Here is a 17,627-nt window from a genome sequence, read left to right as displayed (position 1 = left end):
GCCTCGCCTTATATGCCTATAGATAATTTTTTAACGGTACGACCGCCATAATACCAATTGACTATTGCCCGGGTATACGTAATGGCTGTCAACATTGAAGTTAATAAACCTAAGGACAAAGTCACAGCAAACCCACGAACTGGACCAGTACCTACCGCAAACAAAATGATGGCGACTATCAGGGTAGTCACATTCGCATCAAGAATGGTAGAAAAAGCACGCTCATATCCTGCATGAATTGCAGCTTGAGGAGATAATCCTAAACGCAACTCCTCGCGAATACGCTCGTAAATCAATACGTTCGCATCTACGGCCATACCCACTGTCAAAACGATCCCTGCAATTCCCGGCAGAGTCAACGTTGCGTCAATGATTGATAATAACGCGCTAAGAAGTACCAGGTTAAGTAATAAAGCGAAGTTAGCGATCAATCCGAACAAGCGGTAGTAGACCAGCATCAACACTAAAATTAACCCCATCCCAACTTCCAAAGAAATGATTCCGCGACGAATATTTTCTTTACCTAAAGTGGGGCCAACTGTACGCTCTTCAATAGGATAAATAGCAGCAGGTAATGCCCCGGCCCTCAGTAACAGAGCCAAATTGCTGGCTTCTTTACTGTCAGTAAGTCCTGTAATCTGAAAATTACTTCCTAAAGCATTCTGAATCACAGGAGCACTAATGACCCGCTCTTCTCGATGTGTCACTCGTGTTTCAACGCCATTAACATTTTGTATGGTATTTTTGGTTTCAACGTACACGATTGCCATACGTTTTCCAATATTCTCACGAGTCACTTTAGTAAATAGACTTTCACCACCCCCGCCTAATTGAATTTGAACCGCAGGAGTTGCTGTTTGCTGATCGAAACTGGATACCGCGGAGGTAATCGAGTCACCGCTCAATACAACCTGACGTTTCAAGAGTATGGGATGTCCATCCATCGAATACAATTTATCACTAACAGGCACTACTCCTGTTTGTTTGGCAATCTGAGGATCATTATCTTGATCAACCAGATAAAATTGTAAGGTCGCGGTGCCGCCCAGAATCTGTTTGGCTCTGGCCGCATCCTGAATACCGGGTAAATCAACAGCAACGCGGGTCGCACCTTGTTGTTGAACAACCGCTTCACCCACACCTAACTCATTAACCCTGTTTCGCAGAATACTCATTGTTTGTTCTATAGTATTCTGTCTAATGCTGTTTAACTCGGCAGGAGAAATTGAAGCCAGGACTCCATTTTTAACCTTGCTCTTGATGAAGACCACTTCCGGTATTTTTTGTTTGAGTTCAGCCAATGCATTTTCCATGGATTCTGAATCACGGAAGCGCAAATCAATTCCTTTGTCAGGGACATAACGAATACCCGAATACCGAACACCAATTTCTCTCAGTTCCTGGCCAATATTCTTCATAATACCTTCATAGCGACGACTGATCACACTTTCCACATCGACTTCAAGAAGAAAATGAACCCCGCCTCGAAGATCAAGACCTTGTTTCATTGGATCAGCATGTATTGTTGCCATCCACTGTGGGGTAGTTGATGCCAGGTTTAATGCCACTGTATACTTATTTCCCAGTGCATTTTTGATGACATCCTGAGCCAATAATTGCGCATCAGTTGAAGAAAAACCCACTTCAACGCCCTGATTTTCAATAATAAGAGAAGTGTAATCAACCTTGGCTGCCTTCAATGCTTCTTCTACCTTGGCTTTTAAAGCTTCTTTATCATCAGCGTCCTCAGCTGAAATCTGAACGACAGGATGCTCAGTGTATAAATTAGGTATGGCATAAATAAATCCGATGACCACAATAAGAATCAGCATCAGATTTTTCCATAGAGGGTATTTATTTTGCATTTGCGTGTCCCTATGACAAACTTAAAGAGATTTTAAAGTGCCTTTTGGCAATACGGTACTTACTGCGCCTTTTTGCATGTTAATCTCAATACCTTCAGCAGGGCTGATTTTGATGTACTGCTCATCCAAACTAACCACTTTGGCTAACATACCTCCCGTAGTAATGATCTCATCGCCTTTTTTCAAGCGACTGATTAATTCACGGTGTTCTTTCGCTTTTTTATTTTGTGGTCTGATTAACATAAAATAAAACAATACAAAGATTGCAGCGATCATAATTAGCGAAAATGTTCCATCATTTTGTGCAGCGGGTGCAGTAGTTGTGGCTGCGGCTAATGCATCACTAATAAAAAAACTCATAAAATCTCCTCAAATATACCATTAATTTATTGCAATAAGATTTATTGACCATTCGATTGTTCAATTACCCATAAACAGCTGCATACCCTGGATTATCCAAGGCCCGTAGTGATTATAGAGCGCTTGTCAACAGACCCTAAACTTTATTCACCAAAGTTGTTGAAACTCCGATAAGAGATCTACTGACTGTTGTATTAAAGTCTATTGTTCAACAGCGTGACATCATATAGCGAATTGCACCTAAGGTAAATGAAAGGAATCAATTTCCGTTTATTTTCAAGTTGAACATTGTGCCTGGAAGACATTATGTTGAATTAAGAATCGCTGACACAACAGAGGGGTATGAAGATAAAGATGGTGCAAATATGCCTTGGTTAGTCGTTGGGAACATGTCGGGCATTGGCAATCAGGATCGATAACATCAAACTGCAACTCAGTGGACGAATTGGTTAAGTCTACCGTTTCAGCACCAGAATAGACTCTGCCCTGATAGGCAGCATGTGCCGGTTCATCAGACTCTATGTAATCAATCCCGGCGTCACAAAGATTGTGTATTAAATTCAAATCCAGGGTACCACTTAGGTACCGTGGCAGATGAGACCATTTGGACATCAATTCGATAAGGGATTGGTGATCCTCTTGTTCATACTTAAAATAGACTCCATGTCTTTTTTGGCAACCCTGATTGATCAAATCAGTAACTGGAATGAACGGAAGAATAGAATCATTCAATGTTTCCCACAAATCAGGAGCATCGTTTAACGCTTGTTCAGGCATTAGGAATACATCGGGCTTTAATGCGTTTACGAGTTCAAACAGTTCGGCATAATTAATTTTTATTCTGGCTCCATCAAAAGGAGAAACCAATACAAATACACCCTCCTTATTAGCCGAAAGGCGGGATGCATTTAAAATTACGGTACCAGGCCAACCCAGATATCCAGCCAGACTATCAATTTTTTTTAAAAGATTAACCCCAGGTTTTAATAATAAATCATCCAGATAGCATGCAACTGCTGTTGCCTTTGCCTCTTGCCAATTGGCCGAGGTCAGGCAGGAACCCGCTTCTGTTGTAACCACTGGTACATAATGATTCACTTTGCCTGACATCCCCTATCCTCCAACTAGACTAATAGACTTGTATCGCCGTAACTAAAAAATCGATACCTTTTATTGATTGCTTCCTGATAAAGATCCATCGCCTGTTGATGGCCTATAAATGCAGACACCAACATGAGTAATGTAGATTCTGGTAGGTGAAAATTCGTCATTAAACCATCACAGATCTTAAATTCATATCCAGGATATATAAATATATCCGTATCTCTGGTGCAAGGAGTTAACTCCCCCTCTCTGGCTGCACTTTCCAAACTGCGAAGCGTGGTTGTGCCTACAGCGATCACTCTGTTCCCGGCTGCTTTTGTCGCCTTAACTTCATCACATAATTCCGGCGTTAGAGTATATTGCTCACTATGCATTTTATGTTCTTTTATATTATCACAACGAACGGGTCTGAATGTTCCTGCGCCAACATGCAACGTGACATAGGCAATGTTCACCCCTCGTGATTGCAAACTGGAAATGACTGCATCATCGAAATGCAGCCCTGCAGTTGGTGCAGCAACAGAGCCTTCATATTTAGCATAAATGGTCTGATACCGTTCTTCGTCCAATGATTCATCATTACGAGAAATGTAAGGTGGTAACGGAATATGTCCCTGCGTATTTAAAAGATCCAATGTCTCGCAATTGGATTTACAGATAAATAAATCATCCTTTCTATCCAATACTTCCAATTGATTTCCCTGCTCAAGCTGAATGATGCCTCCAGCTTTCAATGCTTTGCTGGTTTTAATATGAGCCAGAAAGGTATTAGGGCCAGTGATTCGTTCAACGAGTAACTCCACTTTCCCTCCAGTTAATTTATGACCGTAAAGTCGCGCAGGGATCACTTTACTGTTATTCATAACCAATAAATCGCCTGGATTTAAAAAATCTGCGATATCTCTAAATTGATAATGCCCATACTCACCTGTCTCACGACTGTAAGTTAATAATCTTGAATCACTCCTTTGGGGTAAGGGATATTGAGCGATCAGCTCTTCTGGCAAATCAAAATAAAAGTCGTGCTTATTCATAATACAACCTGAAAATAAAGTGTTGGAATTATACACTGTTCTGTACGAATTAAACCATTTTTCCTGGGTTTGTTCTCTGTACAAGACAAAAAAAATGGTTGCCCGCCTATGCGGGCAAGACAGATCTTTTGTCCTGAACGCAGTCATGCCCGCGCGGGCAAGACCGTTTTTTTTGTCCTGTACGCAGTCATGGCTGCGTGGGCATGACTGTTTTTTTGTCATCTACAGCGGGCTTTGTTGAAGAATTCCAAGAGAACCTGTTTAACCGAATATCATTTGACGTTTAGCCTAATGCATGATTTTAACTAACCACAAGAAACATAGTGGCTGTAACAATCCATATCAACGTACTGGTTAAATAAGGATATTCATACCGCTTAAATGTTTTCTTTACGAGATACACATCGAGCAACACGACAGGAACAACCGAAATTGCTGTCAATACGATAATTAAAACGACAGGGCGCCCGATGGAGGGAAAAGGAATGAATCCCGCTAAAAAATCCACAATCGAATTTAATACTTCCCGATAATAATAGATGCCCCATAAGCACAAATAATCAAAATTGAGAACCAACCATGAACCTATAATCAATGGAAGAAATAATTTAGCTCCCTTAATAGCGAATATTTTTTTAAACGTTCTGATAAACTCCTGAGAAAATAAAATCATTATGGCACCAGCAAAAACAACCAAAGCTAAAGTTAATAACATTTTTATTCCTCAAATTTAGATCTAATTGCAACAAAACTACAGGGCGTCATCCAAATACCGGCTACCAATCATTCTTTGTCTCATCAACAACGAACACAATAGAATGATAGAACTTCTTACACAATCAATAAGCCATAATCTTATCAAGCAAAAAATCCTGCCAAATTCCCCGAGGGTTTTAACCTGTGTACCCCTCTTTATTGCCGCGCCTCCAGTTCTTCCCACCGAGCAAAGTACCTTGATAATAACTCCTCTTCACTCGCCAGCTTTTTAGTAACGTCGGCTATAGTTTGTGCATCTTGCTGATAAAAATCTGCTGTAGCCATCTGTTGATGCAAAGCCTCAATTTTTTTCTCCAGAACTTCTATCTGCTGGGGTAATTTTGACAATTCTCGCTGCTCATTGAAACTTAATTTATTTGTGACATTCGTTCGTTTTATAGTCGGCGTTTTTACTGCAACGTCACGCTGCTGTTTTTTATACGTCTTATAATCATCATATCCACCAACAAACTCACTAAACTTACCCTCTTCTTCATAAACCAAAACGCTGGTTACTACCTGATTAATAAAAGCCCGGTCATGACTGATCAAGATTAATGTTCCAGGATATTCCATCAGCATTTGTTCCAATAGCTCAAGAGTTTCTATATCCAAATCATTAGTGGGTTCATCCATTACCAGAAGATTAACTGGCTTAGCAAACAGTTTAGCGAGTAATAATCTATTTCGCTCCCCTCCAGACAAAGAAGATACAGGTTGGTTGAAGCGCTCTGGAGAGAATAGGAAATCCTTCAAATAGCTGGCTACATGTTTTTGCTTGCCATTAATTGTGACGTAATCAGCGCCATCGCCCACGTTGAACATCACGGTTTGATCTTCCAAAAGATGACGGCGCAACTGATCAAAATAGGCAACATTCAGTGAAGTGCCCTGCTTTATAGTTCCCGAATCAGGTTGAATTTCACCCAGTAACAAGCGAACCAAAGTTGTCTTACCGCATCCATTGGGACCAATGATCCCAAGTTTATCGCCGCGTGTAAGCAATAAAGAAAAATCCTTTAATAAGTGTTTATTGCCAATCGAATAATGTACATGATTCGCTTCAATCACTACAGAACCAGAACGAGTTACGTCCAAAGTGAGCGATTTAACCGAGCCTAATTGATTGCGACGGGCTTTATACTCATCCCTTAACGCTTTCAAAGCGCGAACCCTGCCTTCGTTTCGCGTTCGCCTGGCTTTAATTCCCGTGCGTATCCAGGCCTCTTCCTCAGCCAGCTTTTTATCAAATAAATCGTTTTGCTTTTGTTCGCTTAATCTGATGGTCTCACGCCTGTCCAGATAGGTTTCATAATCGCACTCATGAAAATAGAGCTTTCCTCTATCAATTTCAACGATTCGATTCGCTACCTGGCTCAAAAATTCTCTATCGTGAGTGACCACGACAACACTGCCATTAAATGTTTTTAAGTACGACTCAAGCCATTCAATTGCTTCAATATCCAAATGGTTTGTTGGTTCATCCAGCAAAAGGACATCTGGAGTGGCTAAAAGCGCAGCCCCTAATAAAACACGACGTTTCATACCACCAGACAAACTGACCATCTGTTCATTAATCGCAATCCCCAAACGGGTAGCCATAGTTTCAATCTTAGGCAGCAAATCCCAAGCATTTAAATTATCCATTTGTTGCTGAATTGCCGCCAGTTTATCCATATCGTTTTGCTGAGACAGCTCATGAAAACGAGTTAATACCTCCCCCACTTCTCCCAGGCTTTTTACAAGAAAATGATAAACAGATTCGTTCCCTGTAACAGGAACCTCCTGAATTAAACCGGCTATTCGCACCCCTGAAAGCTGTTGCATCTGCCCACTATCAAGAACCAAATCTCCTTGTAATAATTTTAACAAGGTCGACTTTCCTGCACCATTACGTCCAACCAGGGCAATCCTGTCCTGGGGCTGAATTTGTAAATCAGCCTGATCCAATATTCTATTGCCAGCAACAATCAGTGTGGCCCCATGAAGCGAAATAATACTCATAAATAAACTCTGTATTGTATAGTGTATTTAGTCCGAGTGAGTGTATGAACTACCGGAGCTATAAATTAATGGGTTTATAACATATTTTGTTTCTTTTCATTAAATCCGACACACGTCATCTCGGACGCTAGACGCAATCTCCCAAGCCCAATTCGTGACTCAATAAATAACGAAGGCCGTTTATTTTACTCGTTTCTTTAACACCAGCCGATTTTCTTCCTGTACCATATTAAATTGTGATAATACATTCATTCCCAGCAAAACAGTATCATCAGCAGCACCAGGAATAATCACCGCTTTAATGTCTTTAAGATTAAATTCACCAAAAGACAATTGCTGTAAACGAGTTAAGGAACCGGTTATCTCGCCATTTGCAGTTGAGATGGTAACCGGATATCGTCCAGTGATGTGTAATTGTGTTGCAATCGTTTGAGGTATGGCAACCAAGGTTGCGCCAGTATCCACCAAAAACTCTACGGGATATTCATTGATCCTGCCATTAATCCGATAATGACCTTCTTTATCTGCGCTCAATATAAATTCACTGCGATTAGCAACAAATACAGTGCTATCAGACTTATCGTAATAATAAAAAAACAAAAACAAGCCTGTAAATAAAATGATCCAGACTAATAAAAACATCACACGCCCGGCACGGGCGTATTGATCGTCGCTCATACTGCTAACTGTTTGAAGAAGATAGAACCATCACACCATCCATTTCAACCTTGGAACCACGTGGTAAGGCTGAAACCCCAATCGCAGCCCTTGCAGGATACGGCGCAATAAAATAACGACTCATTGCATCATTAATTAATGGAAAATGACTTAAATCCGTTAGATACACATTAAGTTTGACAATGTTCGCCAAACTGCCTCCTGCAGCTTCACATACCGCAGCTAAATTTTCCAAAACCTGTGTGATCTGTAATTTAATGTCATCGCTGCATAACTGCATCGTTTCGGGATCTAACGGAATTTGCCCAGAAAGATATACCGTTTGCCCACAACGTATTGCCTGACTGTAAGTGCCAATAGCTTCTGGTGCTAATTTGGTGTGGATTGCTTGCATCAATTATCCCCTTGTTTTTTTCTGTAAAGACGCATGACGACCTTATTTGCTCTTAACCGTCGCATCACTCGTGCCAAATGAGTTCGGTCAGTTACACTGATAGAGAAAGTAACGGCATTATGCCGACCGTCTCTTGGATCTACGTTAATATTGCCAATATTAGAGTCAGCCTCTGAAATTGCAGTTGCCAAAGCCGCCAAAACACCACGTTCGTTTGCAACATCAACTGTAATATCAACCCAGTATTCGCCTTGAACCTGATCGTCCCAGCGCAGAGCAATAAATTGCTCAGGATGGCTGCGTGAACTGTTTAATGATGCGCAGTCACTGGCATGCACAATAATTCCTCTACCCTGCTGGAATTTTCCGACAATATTATCCCCAGGGATAGGCTGACAACATTCACCAAAGTGAACCACCATACCCTCAGTACCTTTGATAGCCAAGGGACGTGTTTTACTCACTTTATCCAGTTCATTGGTATCCTGGGTAACTACCAGGCGTTTGGCAATGACCATGGCCATTTGATTCCCAATTCCGATGGCATACAAAAGATCATCTACTGTCTTGTAGTGCAAATCACTCAATAACGCCTGTAAGGATTCTGGTGGTATTTTGGCATAGTCACTTGAAAGTTCTATTAGCGACTGTTCTAACAAACGTTTACCCAGAACTATAGATTCAGCATGTTGCTGACTTTTCAGGAAATGACGAATATTCGATCGGGCTTTACCCGTCACGACAAAATTTAACCAGGCCGGGTTAGGATGAGCACCAGGTGCTGTAATGATTTCAACAGTCTGGCCATTAGACAAAGGGATGCTTAAAGGAACAAGCCGTCTGTTTACTTTGGCAGCGACGCAGCTGTTACCCACTCCCGAATGCACCGTATAAGCAAAATCAACTGGCGTGGCACCTTTAGGTAATTCCATGATATGGCCTTTGGGTGTGAAAACATAGACCTCATCCGGGAACAAATCAATTTTAACGTTTTCAATAAACTCAAGCGAATTCCCTGTGCTGCGCTGCATCTCCAGCAAACTCTGCACCCATTCCCTGGCTCTTAACTGCGCTTCATTTACTTCAAGGCCGGATGATTTATAAATCCAATGCGCTGCAACTCCATTATCCGCGACTTTATCCATTTCCCGAGTACGTATTTGTACTTCAAGTGGAACGCCAAATGGACCAAATAAAGTGGTGTGCAGTGACTGGTATCCATTGGCTTTAGGTATGCCGATATAGTCTTTAAATCGCTGGGGAACTGGTTTATAAGTGCAATGCAAGGCACCTAAAATTCGATAACAGGAATCAATATCCTCTGTGATTACCCTAAATGCAAAAACATCCGTAATTTCTGTAAAAGATGCCTTTTTTTGCCGCATTTTTCTGTAGATGCTGTATAAATGCTTTTGTCGGCCAAACACTTGTTCGTAGGGAATTTTTAGCTGAGCTAATGCGTGCTGCAAGTCTTTTTCAATAGTCTGGGTTAACTCTTTTCGATTACCGCGGGATTTTTCAACTGCTGATTTGATAGCCCTGTATCGCATGGGATATAAAGCCTGAAAACCCAGATCCTCAAGGCCTACATAAATCGAATGCATTCCCAATCGATTGGCTATAGGGGCATAAATTTCAAGTGTTTCTATAGCAATCCGTCTGCGCTTGGCATAAGGCATGGCTCCCAAAGTACGCATGTTGTGCAGGCGATCGGCAAGCTTCACGATAATCACGCGAATGTCTTTAACCATGGCAAGAACCATCTTGCGAAAGTTTTCAGCCTGGGCCTCTGCTTTGGATTCAAATTTGATTTTGGTCAGTTTGGTTACACCATCAACCAAGGCGGTGACGTCTTCTCCAAACTGCTTCGTTAAATCTTCTTTACTAATTGACGTGTCTTCCACAACGTCATGCAGTAAAGTAGCCATAATGGTTTGATAATCCAAACGCATTCTGGCAAGAATTAAGGCCGCGGCTACGGGATGAGTAATGTAGGGCTCGCCAGAACGGCGCATTTGGCCATGATGGGCTCTTTCAGCAACCACATAGGCTTGGTAACATTTTTCAATTTGCGCCTGCTCAAGATAGCATTTAAGCTCTTCATCGAGCTCCTTAAAGTAGCTCACGCAGCACTCCCTAATGTCCAACATGGCCATTAATACCTCTCGTTGCCCAAGTTACGTTCTTATGCTTCGCTAGTGTTTCCTGTGCTTTGCATCAATACCATAACTTGTTCTTCAAGTAGTATGTATTTAAAGGACAAATCGTCTTACTGCAAAGTCAACAAATACGTTTACTCTTTGTCCAAAATATCTGCAGTTATATACCCTTCTGCAATTTCCCGTAAAGCGACTACTGTCGGTTTATCATTTTCCCATTCAACCATTGGTTGATCGCCACGAACTGCAATTTGTCGTGCGCGCTTGGTAGCAACCATAACCAATTCAAATCGGTTTGCAACGTGCTCCAAACAATCTTCTACTGTTACTCGTGCCATAAAATCCACCCTTAAGTTAAAGAACAAGTTGACCGTTAGCCCATTTCATCTAAGTTTAGGTCTAATCTGTAACTCACACAACCAACTGAATTGCAGAGACAGGAACCCAGGCTTAACACAACGTCATGTGCAGACATCCACAATACTTGTTTCTGTCTCAAACCCCTCATTTTACTGCTATGACATCAGGAATGAAAGCAATTTTGATTGTTTATTTACCTGACGGTCAATTCGCAACCGATCTGCAGTCACTATTGCTCTTAAATCCATGGCTGCATGTTCAAAAGTATCGTTCACTATCAAGTAATCAAATTCAGGATAATGACTCAATTCATCTTGGGCTTTTTTCATTCTGTCACTGATAACTTCATCTTTATCCTGACGCCTGTTCATTAATCTTTGTTTTAGCTCGTCTAATGAAGGCGGGACTATAAAGATGCTCACTGCATCAGGAAATGTATGTCTGATTTGTTCTGCTCCTTGCCAATCAATATCTAAAACAATATCAATCCCTTGCTGCAATCGTCGCTTGATTTGTTCAACGGAAGTTCCGTATAAATGGTTAAAAACCTGAGCATGTTCTATAAAAGCATTGTCATTAACCATTTGAATAAATTCATGTTCACTAACAAAAAAGTAATCAACTCCGTTTTGTTCCCCTGGCCTCATGGGTCGTGTGGTGTGGGAGATGGATACCTCGATATCATCAAGTGTCGTGATTAAATTTCGAACCAAACTGGTTTTACCCCCACCTGAGGGTGCCGCGACTATATATAAATTTCCGGAATAATTACCTGCCATAGTACTCACTCAATATTTTGTATTTGTTCACGCATTTGCTCAATTAATACTTTCATTTCTACTGCGCTCTGTGTTAAATCCACTGAATCTGATTTTGAACTCAAAGTGTTCGCCTCCCGGTTCAGTTCCTGCATTAAAAAATCAAGTCTTCTGCCTGCCACTTTGTCAGTACTCAGAGTACGGCGTACCTCTGCTACATGGGTTTGCAACCGGTCTAGTTCTTCGCTGACATCCATACGCGCTAAAATCATTGCGATTTCCTGTTCCACTCGCGATTCAGCAACTTCAAGTTGTATTGCCTGTAATCGAGTCAACAATCTGTCTTTAGTCAGACTTGCCAAATCGCTTACGATGTTCCGCGCTCGATTGATCTCTTGTTCCATAGCATGCAACCGCTCTTCAACATGCAATTTTAATGCCTTGCCTTCAGTTGCCCGAACTTGGAGTAAGTCTTCAAGAGCATCCTGAAATACCAGAAGCGCCTGTTGTCCCAATACTTCTATATCCATTTGACCAACCTGAACGACACCTGGCCAGGACAGTATATGACTTACAGTCATATCATTAGCCAGCTGATGCGAAGCAGATAATGTACTGCTTAATTCGACTAAAGCATTGACCATTCCTGTATTTATAAGCATAGACTGATTATCAGAACTTGTATCTTGATACTTAAGCTGGCACTCGAGTTTACCTCGATTGACTTTATCTCGAAGCGATGCTCTTAAACTGGTTTCCATGTATCGAAATGCTTCGGGCAAGCGAAATGAAACATCCAGATAACGGTGATTAACCGATCTGATTTCCCAACACAGCGTACCTGAATCAGTCTGTTTTTGGCCTCGCGCAAAAGCGGTCATACTATGAATCATAAAACTACCTTAGAATAAACCTTGCGCGAATATACCTCAAAACAAGATAATTGGACAGAGAGAACGCATGGAGTTATTTCAAGCCAGGTTCCCAGTCGCCGACATCGGCTATTTTAGCTTCTATTCTTTGTTCATGAGTGCATCAAGGCTATTTAAGAGCTATACTTCCCATTTTTTTGAGGATTAAATCATGCGCCCTAGCAATCGAGAACCGAACCAACTTCGCCCTATTAAAATCACTCGCAACTATACAAATCACGCTGAAGGCTCCGTTTTTGTTGAATTCGGACAAACCAGAGTGCTGTGTAATGCCTCGGTAATTGAAGGTGTTCCTCGTTTTCTTAAAGGTAAAAACCAGGGGTGGGTGACTGCTGAATATGGAATGCTACCCAGAGCAACTCACAGCAGAACAGAGCGTGAAGCCAGCAAAGGCAAGCAAGGGGGAAGAACACTTGAGATTCAACGATTGATCGGCCGCTCACTGAGAGCCTGCATGGATTTAAAAGTTATAGGTGAAAATACCATTACTCTGGATTGTGATGTCATTCAAGCCGATGGCGGAACCCGAACTGCGGCAATTACTGGCGCTTGTGTGGCAATGAGAGATGCGATTCAATGGATGGTGCAGCGTGAAAAATTACGCAAAATGCCAACTTTTAACTACGTTGCTGCTGTATCCGTGGGAATCTACAGAGGTCAACCCGTACTGGATTTGGATTATGCTGAGGATGTACTCGCTGAAACCGATATGAACGTGGTCATGAATGAAGACGGACATTTTATTGAAGTTCAGGGAACCGCAGAAGATCGATTTTTTAATCGTGATCAGCTCAATAGCATGCTTGCACTTGCAGAAAGTGGTATACCGCAATTAATCGAATTACAAAAGAACGCCTGATACCTCGAGACAGATGTTTATCAATACAACCATTGCTGACCATCAATCGTGCCCGTGCAAACGGGCAATTTTTTCTTGATGTAGCTCCAGGTAATGAGTTGATTAGGGTCTGTTGACAATTCAAGTTTCGACGTCTCGCGATTTGTTCGCGGGATCCAATTCAATCTTTATAGGCGCAATATATTCTTGTTTTCCGCAAGATCTATCGATTCCGCGTACAAGTCACGGAAAGTAGGTTTGAAAATAATGAAATATCAACAGCCCCTTGTCTTTTTATATCACTAATGTACAATAAATGAGCTTTTCTAGCCTTGTCTATTGTTGAATATGAATTTTTAATTAAACTGGATCGCTGTTATTAACATCAATTGATAGCTGATTTCAATATTGAATTGGGGAAAAAATGACGACGTTTTATGATGTTTTAGGTATTTCTCTAAATGCAAATGATGAAGAAATAACAAATGCTTACCATACTAAATCACAATTTTTCCACCCTATAAAAACGCAGGAAACCAAGGAAGACAAGAAAAAAACCAAAGCGTACATCAGCACACTTAATCAAGCGTATACAACTCTAATCGATCCGCTTAAGCGAGCTGTTTATGATGAGTTGTTGCATCAAAATGAATCAAAATCATATAAAGACTCAGAAAAATGGGAACTAAGCTATTCAGGTTCATATAAATTCGAAACACGCCGCAAACTGGTTACCTACAGTTATGTTCTCAAATCATTTGATGAAGAAGACAATCCGCTAGAAGAACAACCAAAACTATTAATTGCCCTCGACTCTTTATTTAGTTCCCTTGAGGACTTTAAACAATTGATTTATGGCCTCCAAGACAAAGCGATTAGAAATCCCAAGTACCAAATTTTAGCAATCGAAATGCAAGAACTGTATGATTGCGTCAGTAAAAAAATCCGAAGTTTACAATTCCAATCGGAGCAATTTAATGTCCATGATAAACGATATTCTGGTGTTGAATCTTCAATCCTGTTAAACACACTCGTTGAGTGCCAAAATGATTTTAAAGGTTTCCAAAATCAGCATCAGGAATTATTAAACTCCCATAGAAGTACTTTACGCAATACTCCTTTAGTCCGAGAAATTTTAATGTGTTTGGATGCTCTATCCAACATCCTGAGCAACATCATTATTTTTCTTGTTAATACCTCTAAAGATAAGGGATCCAAGCTGGCTTATTACGGAATGTTTCAACCACCAAAGACTAAAACAGCTGAAGAATTAAATGAATTGGCAAATGATATAGACGCACATATTGAATCGATGTCTCCTGGGCATATATAAAAAATAAGCTGGGGAAGGAAAAGCGCTGAACAAAAAGTACCAGGGGAACATAAACTGTTGCAAAAACTAAAATAGAACAACACCCCTGGTTACCCCTTATATACCTGTACCTTTTAAATCCAGACCAGTATTTTTTTTTGTTTCCGCAGTCACTCTTTCTTCCTCAGTAGACAGACCACTACCGAAAAATGCATTCCGACTTTCGGAAGAGGATGCCGCTCTTGATGAGCTGCTTTTCCTGGCCTCTCCTGCCCTGAACAGCTCAGGCACAAGTTGATGAAGTACATTCAAACACTCTGGATTAGATGATGCATAACCTAGCACCCTTCTACCATGCCTCCCAACAGGTTTCATCGCTAGGAGCTTGTGTTCTTGAGGAAGAAGTTCCAGCATAACTCTAAGCGTTTCAGGGATTTTGACCAGGTCGTGCAAGAGTTGTTCATCATGTTTTTTAAGCTCATTAATTGCTTCAATCCTGTCATCCTCTAATAAGCACTCAAGCAGGATGATAAACGACTTGGTATTTTTTGATGCATAATAAAGTGGATTCAGGTGAAATCGATCCCCTTCTCTTACAGCATCAAACCGTTTTGCTTCAGGATACAACAAGAGTATAACTTTCAAAGACTCTGAATTACTTGCAGCAAAATGCAACACTGTTTTCCTATTATTGTCTTTCATCATTGCGGCACTCAGCCTTTGATCTTCCGGATAAAGTTCCAACAGAATCATCAAGGAGTTGATATTCATTGCCGCAAGATGCAGCAGATTTTTTCCACTGTAATCAATCACCTTAACAGCATCAAGCCTTTGACTTTCAGGATAAATCTGAAGTATGGTCCTCAAAAATTCAGAATTTTTTACAGTATAATGCAATATAGTTTTACCAAATCCATCAACAGCTTTCACTACATCAAGCTTTTGTTTTTCTGGAATCAATTCGAGCAAAACCCTCAACAATTCGAAGTTTCCTGCAGCCCAATGAAGTGCCGTTTTGCGCGATTCATTAGTCACATTAATACACGCTCCTTGATGAAGCATGAGACACAAATCCTCAAAATGCGATTGGGTATAGGGAAATTCCAAAATCCTGGCATAACGACGATTGACTTCGACTAACTCTAGAAACTCATCAGCTCGCTCACCTGCGGCATCAAGTATTACCTTAAAAATGGGGCTGTCAACTTTATTGTGATTTGAAGCGATCAAATAAGCAGTAGCCTGTTTCAATTGCTCATTCTGTTTGAGGGCATCAGGCTGAACAAAAAAATTCGCAAATAAGGATCGGGTTTTCTCCTTAATGAGTTCCCCAAGTCGAGCCGCATCTTTTCTTCCATAAAAGATATAAGGCATGAAGGCATCAGCTAAAAACAACTGCGCCATTGAATCGTTATAACCAGGGTGATCAAGAGCAGTTAAAGCTCCCACCGAATAGTCATCGTGTCCTACATGATGTGACACACCACTAAATGCTCCGATGTGCACTCTTTGAATGTCCTTGTACTCGCACAACAACATTCCCAAATAACGGTACATGTCTACAATTTTTTGGGTTATATCCGAATATGTTGTTTCTACAGAATCAATGCACAGATTGCCCTCAAGACTTCTCCAAACCCATCCCTGAGCTAATATTTTGTCATTGAGGCTGGGATTGGTCTCATCCCCTTGAAAAAGCACATAAAAACCACCATTGGGTGACTCAATGCCATGACGCGCACACGCATCCCCTGCTCCTCCCAAGTACTGACAGCAACGGGTAATCTTTCCAAGACAAGCAGCAAGAGTCGCTCCTTTGTCACTTTGAATATCAAGCTTGGTCAGATAGCAATGGTCATAGCCAAGATCCGATCCTTTGATGGTGATTGCCGGGATGGCTTCATCGTCATTGTTTCGTTGTAAGGAATAAAATGTGGCAATACTTTTTTCCCCCAGACCATATTGTATTAGTATTCGATGCTCGAGATTGCTGGTTGCCTTATATCGTTCTTAAAAAGCCTGCAACACAAGACATGACGCATCAGCTAAAGGAATACCAGCAGCCAAATCGGTCAACTCCATACTAATTCGTGATTTCTCTTGGCTCCATAGGGAAAGATTTTTTTGTCGATCAGCCTTTCCTGCTTCAGTTGGGTCATCTAAAGGCCTTTCCACCAATACTCTGTGTTGTTTCATTGCATTTGCCAACTCCTTTTCTTTGGCTTTAATTTTTTCTGCTTTAACCTTGCCAGAGATTACGCCCACAGGCACAATAGATCGATTCAATCGCTCTATTGCACCTGCATGTGGTAATAATTTTCTAAACCGTGGGTTAAGCATGTTATCGCGCTTGGCCGCAATCTTTTTCCATTGTGAAAAATCACACAATTCAGAATCGGGTAAATCAAAATCTGGCAAATCAAACAAACAAGCGTCATGCACCAAATTGTTTACCCTGTTGCCTTTAGGAAAATTGATCAGGTAATGATATACCGATTGTTCGTCTTCAAAAATCAAGGATAACTTTAAAGCATGGCTTTCAGGAATACCGTTCCTTTCGTTCAAACGGGCGAGGCGGCACAAGGGAAGTATCTTTTGATATAACTCATTGTTGTAGTGCCCCTTATATTGAGATGCCTGAGGATGAAAATCAGATACATCGCGACTGCTTGATGCCGAGCTCTCTTGCCGTAAATCGCTGATGTTCCAATCAGAACAAATCTCGCTGATATAGCCTGCAGCAACCGAGCCTGATTCATAATTAACTCGCTGTAATAAATCATTCAATTGCCGCCTGGCCTCAGTTAGCCGAGCAGCTACACGCTCTTCACTCAATCTGCTTATATCAGTACGTGAAGTAAGTTTTCTTATAGCTAAAAGGCGTTCCAGTATCTCGTTTAAATTCATAATATAACCAGAGAGTATAATTCATTATTATAGAACATCATGCGAATAATGAAGTCACAATGATATATTTATTAACTCGATGTTTCATATGAATGAGTAGCAGCATTAACGTAAAGCTCATGTCGAAAAATAACTATTCCTCACGAAATACAGGACGAACTAAAAT

At 41.0% G+C, this 17,627-nt stretch carries 16 protein-coding genes; 2 read left to right on the top strand and 14 right to left on the bottom strand.

Translation table 11 applies throughout. The features are described 5' to 3' along the window. Positions 1–8: 8 nt before the first annotated feature. The 12 genes from secD to ELY21_RS05200 all read right to left on the bottom strand — a co-directional run bounded on the left by secD (position 9) and on the right by ELY21_RS05200 (position 12,365). The gene (gene secD / locus ELY21_RS05255) at positions 9–1,865 is read right to left on the bottom strand and encodes a protein translocase subunit SecD (protein ID WP_127107520.1); all 1,857 of its coding nucleotides are present in this window, start codon (positions 1,863–1,865) and stop codon (positions 9–11) included. A 21-nt stretch (positions 1,866–1,886) separates the two neighbouring features. Further along, on the bottom strand, positions 1,887–2,225 hold the full coding sequence (gene yajC, locus ELY21_RS05250) for a preprotein translocase subunit YajC (protein ID WP_028385302.1): 339 nt from the start codon (positions 2,223–2,225) through the stop codon (positions 1,887–1,889). Positions 2,226–2,501: 276 nt separating this feature from the next. Next, complete coding sequence (locus ELY21_RS05245; protein WP_127107518.1) at positions 2,502–3,335, bottom strand: queuine tRNA-ribosyltransferase; 834 nt, start codon at positions 3,333–3,335, stop codon at positions 2,502–2,504. 14 nt (positions 3,336–3,349) lie between these two features. After that, positions 3,350–4,363, bottom strand: a complete 1,014-nt coding sequence (gene queA / locus ELY21_RS05240; protein ID WP_127107516.1) for a tRNA preQ1(34) S-adenosylmethionine ribosyltransferase-isomerase QueA — start codon at positions 4,361–4,363, stop codon at positions 3,350–3,352. A gap of 301 nt (positions 4,364–4,664) precedes the next feature. Continuing rightward, positions 4,665–5,078, bottom strand: a complete 414-nt coding sequence (locus ELY21_RS05235; RefSeq protein ID WP_028385299.1) for a hypothetical protein — start codon at positions 5,076–5,078, stop codon at positions 4,665–4,667. 197 nt (positions 5,079–5,275) lie between these two features. Next, complete coding sequence (locus ELY21_RS05230) at positions 5,276–7,123, bottom strand: ATP-binding cassette domain-containing protein (RefSeq protein ID WP_127107514.1); 1,848 nt, start codon at positions 7,121–7,123, stop codon at positions 5,276–5,278. Between the two features lie 180 nt (positions 7,124–7,303). Next, positions 7,304–7,801 (bottom strand): TIGR02281 family clan AA aspartic protease, encoded by a 498-nt coding sequence (locus ELY21_RS05225; RefSeq protein WP_127107512.1) that lies wholly within the window; start codon positions 7,799–7,801, stop codon positions 7,304–7,306. 4 nt (positions 7,802–7,805) lie between these two features. Next, complete coding sequence (locus tag ELY21_RS05220; RefSeq protein WP_028385296.1) at positions 7,806–8,195, bottom strand: RidA family protein; 390 nt, start codon at positions 8,193–8,195, stop codon at positions 7,806–7,808. Beyond that, positions 8,195–10,345, bottom strand: coding sequence for a bifunctional GTP diphosphokinase/guanosine-3',5'-bis pyrophosphate 3'-pyrophosphohydrolase (spoT, locus tag ELY21_RS05215; RefSeq protein ID WP_115343588.1), 2,151 nt, complete (start codon positions 10,343–10,345; stop codon positions 8,195–8,197). The genes ELY21_RS05220 and spoT overlap by 1 nt, the downstream gene beginning before the upstream one ends. Before the next feature lie 143 nt (positions 10,346–10,488). Continuing rightward, positions 10,489–10,692 (bottom strand): DNA-directed RNA polymerase subunit omega, encoded by a 204-nt coding sequence (gene rpoZ / locus ELY21_RS05210; RefSeq protein ID WP_028385294.1) that lies wholly within the window; start codon positions 10,690–10,692, stop codon positions 10,489–10,491. 177 nt (positions 10,693–10,869) lie between these two features. Next, on the bottom strand, positions 10,870–11,493 hold the full coding sequence (gmk, locus tag ELY21_RS05205) for a guanylate kinase (RefSeq protein WP_127107510.1): 624 nt from the start codon (positions 11,491–11,493) through the stop codon (positions 10,870–10,872). Between the two features lie 5 nt (positions 11,494–11,498). Further along, positions 11,499–12,365 carry a YicC/YloC family endoribonuclease gene (locus tag ELY21_RS05200; protein WP_127107508.1) on the bottom strand — a complete coding sequence of 289 codons (867 nt, stop codon included), beginning with the start codon at positions 12,363–12,365 and terminating at the stop codon, positions 11,499–11,501. 190 nt (positions 12,366–12,555) lie between these two features. On the opposite strand from ELY21_RS05200, the gene rph reads away from it, so the two are divergent. Together rph and ELY21_RS05190 are read left to right on the top strand one after the other, a co-directional pair. Then, positions 12,556–13,263, top strand: coding sequence for a ribonuclease PH (rph, locus tag ELY21_RS05195; protein WP_028385290.1), 708 nt, complete (start codon positions 12,556–12,558; stop codon positions 13,261–13,263). A 403-nt stretch (positions 13,264–13,666) separates the two neighbouring features. Beyond that, positions 13,667–14,575, top strand: coding sequence for a J domain-containing protein (locus ELY21_RS05190; protein ID WP_127107506.1), 909 nt, complete (start codon positions 13,667–13,669; stop codon positions 14,573–14,575). 96 nt (positions 14,576–14,671) lie between these two features. Here the strand turns inward: ELY21_RS05190 and ELY21_RS05185 are convergent, their stop codons facing one another. Beyond that, on the bottom strand, positions 14,672–16,255 hold the full coding sequence (locus tag ELY21_RS05185) for an ankyrin repeat domain-containing protein (protein WP_127107504.1): 1,584 nt from the start codon (positions 16,253–16,255) through the stop codon (positions 14,672–14,674). Between the two features lie 309 nt (positions 16,256–16,564). Next, a complete protein-coding gene (locus tag ELY21_RS05180) occupies positions 16,565–17,461 on the bottom strand; it encodes a hypothetical protein (RefSeq protein WP_127107502.1) in 897 nt (298 codons plus the stop codon). Positions 17,462–17,627 lie beyond the last annotated feature (166 nt).

This window comes from Legionella sp. km535 (assembly GCF_003990085.1).
GTDB classification, from domain to species: domain Bacteria; phylum Pseudomonadota; class Gammaproteobacteria; order Legionellales; family Legionellaceae; genus Legionella; species Legionella moravica.
The sequence above is the reverse complement of the archived record's forward strand: the minus strand, read 5'-3'. Positions and strand labels throughout refer to the sequence as shown.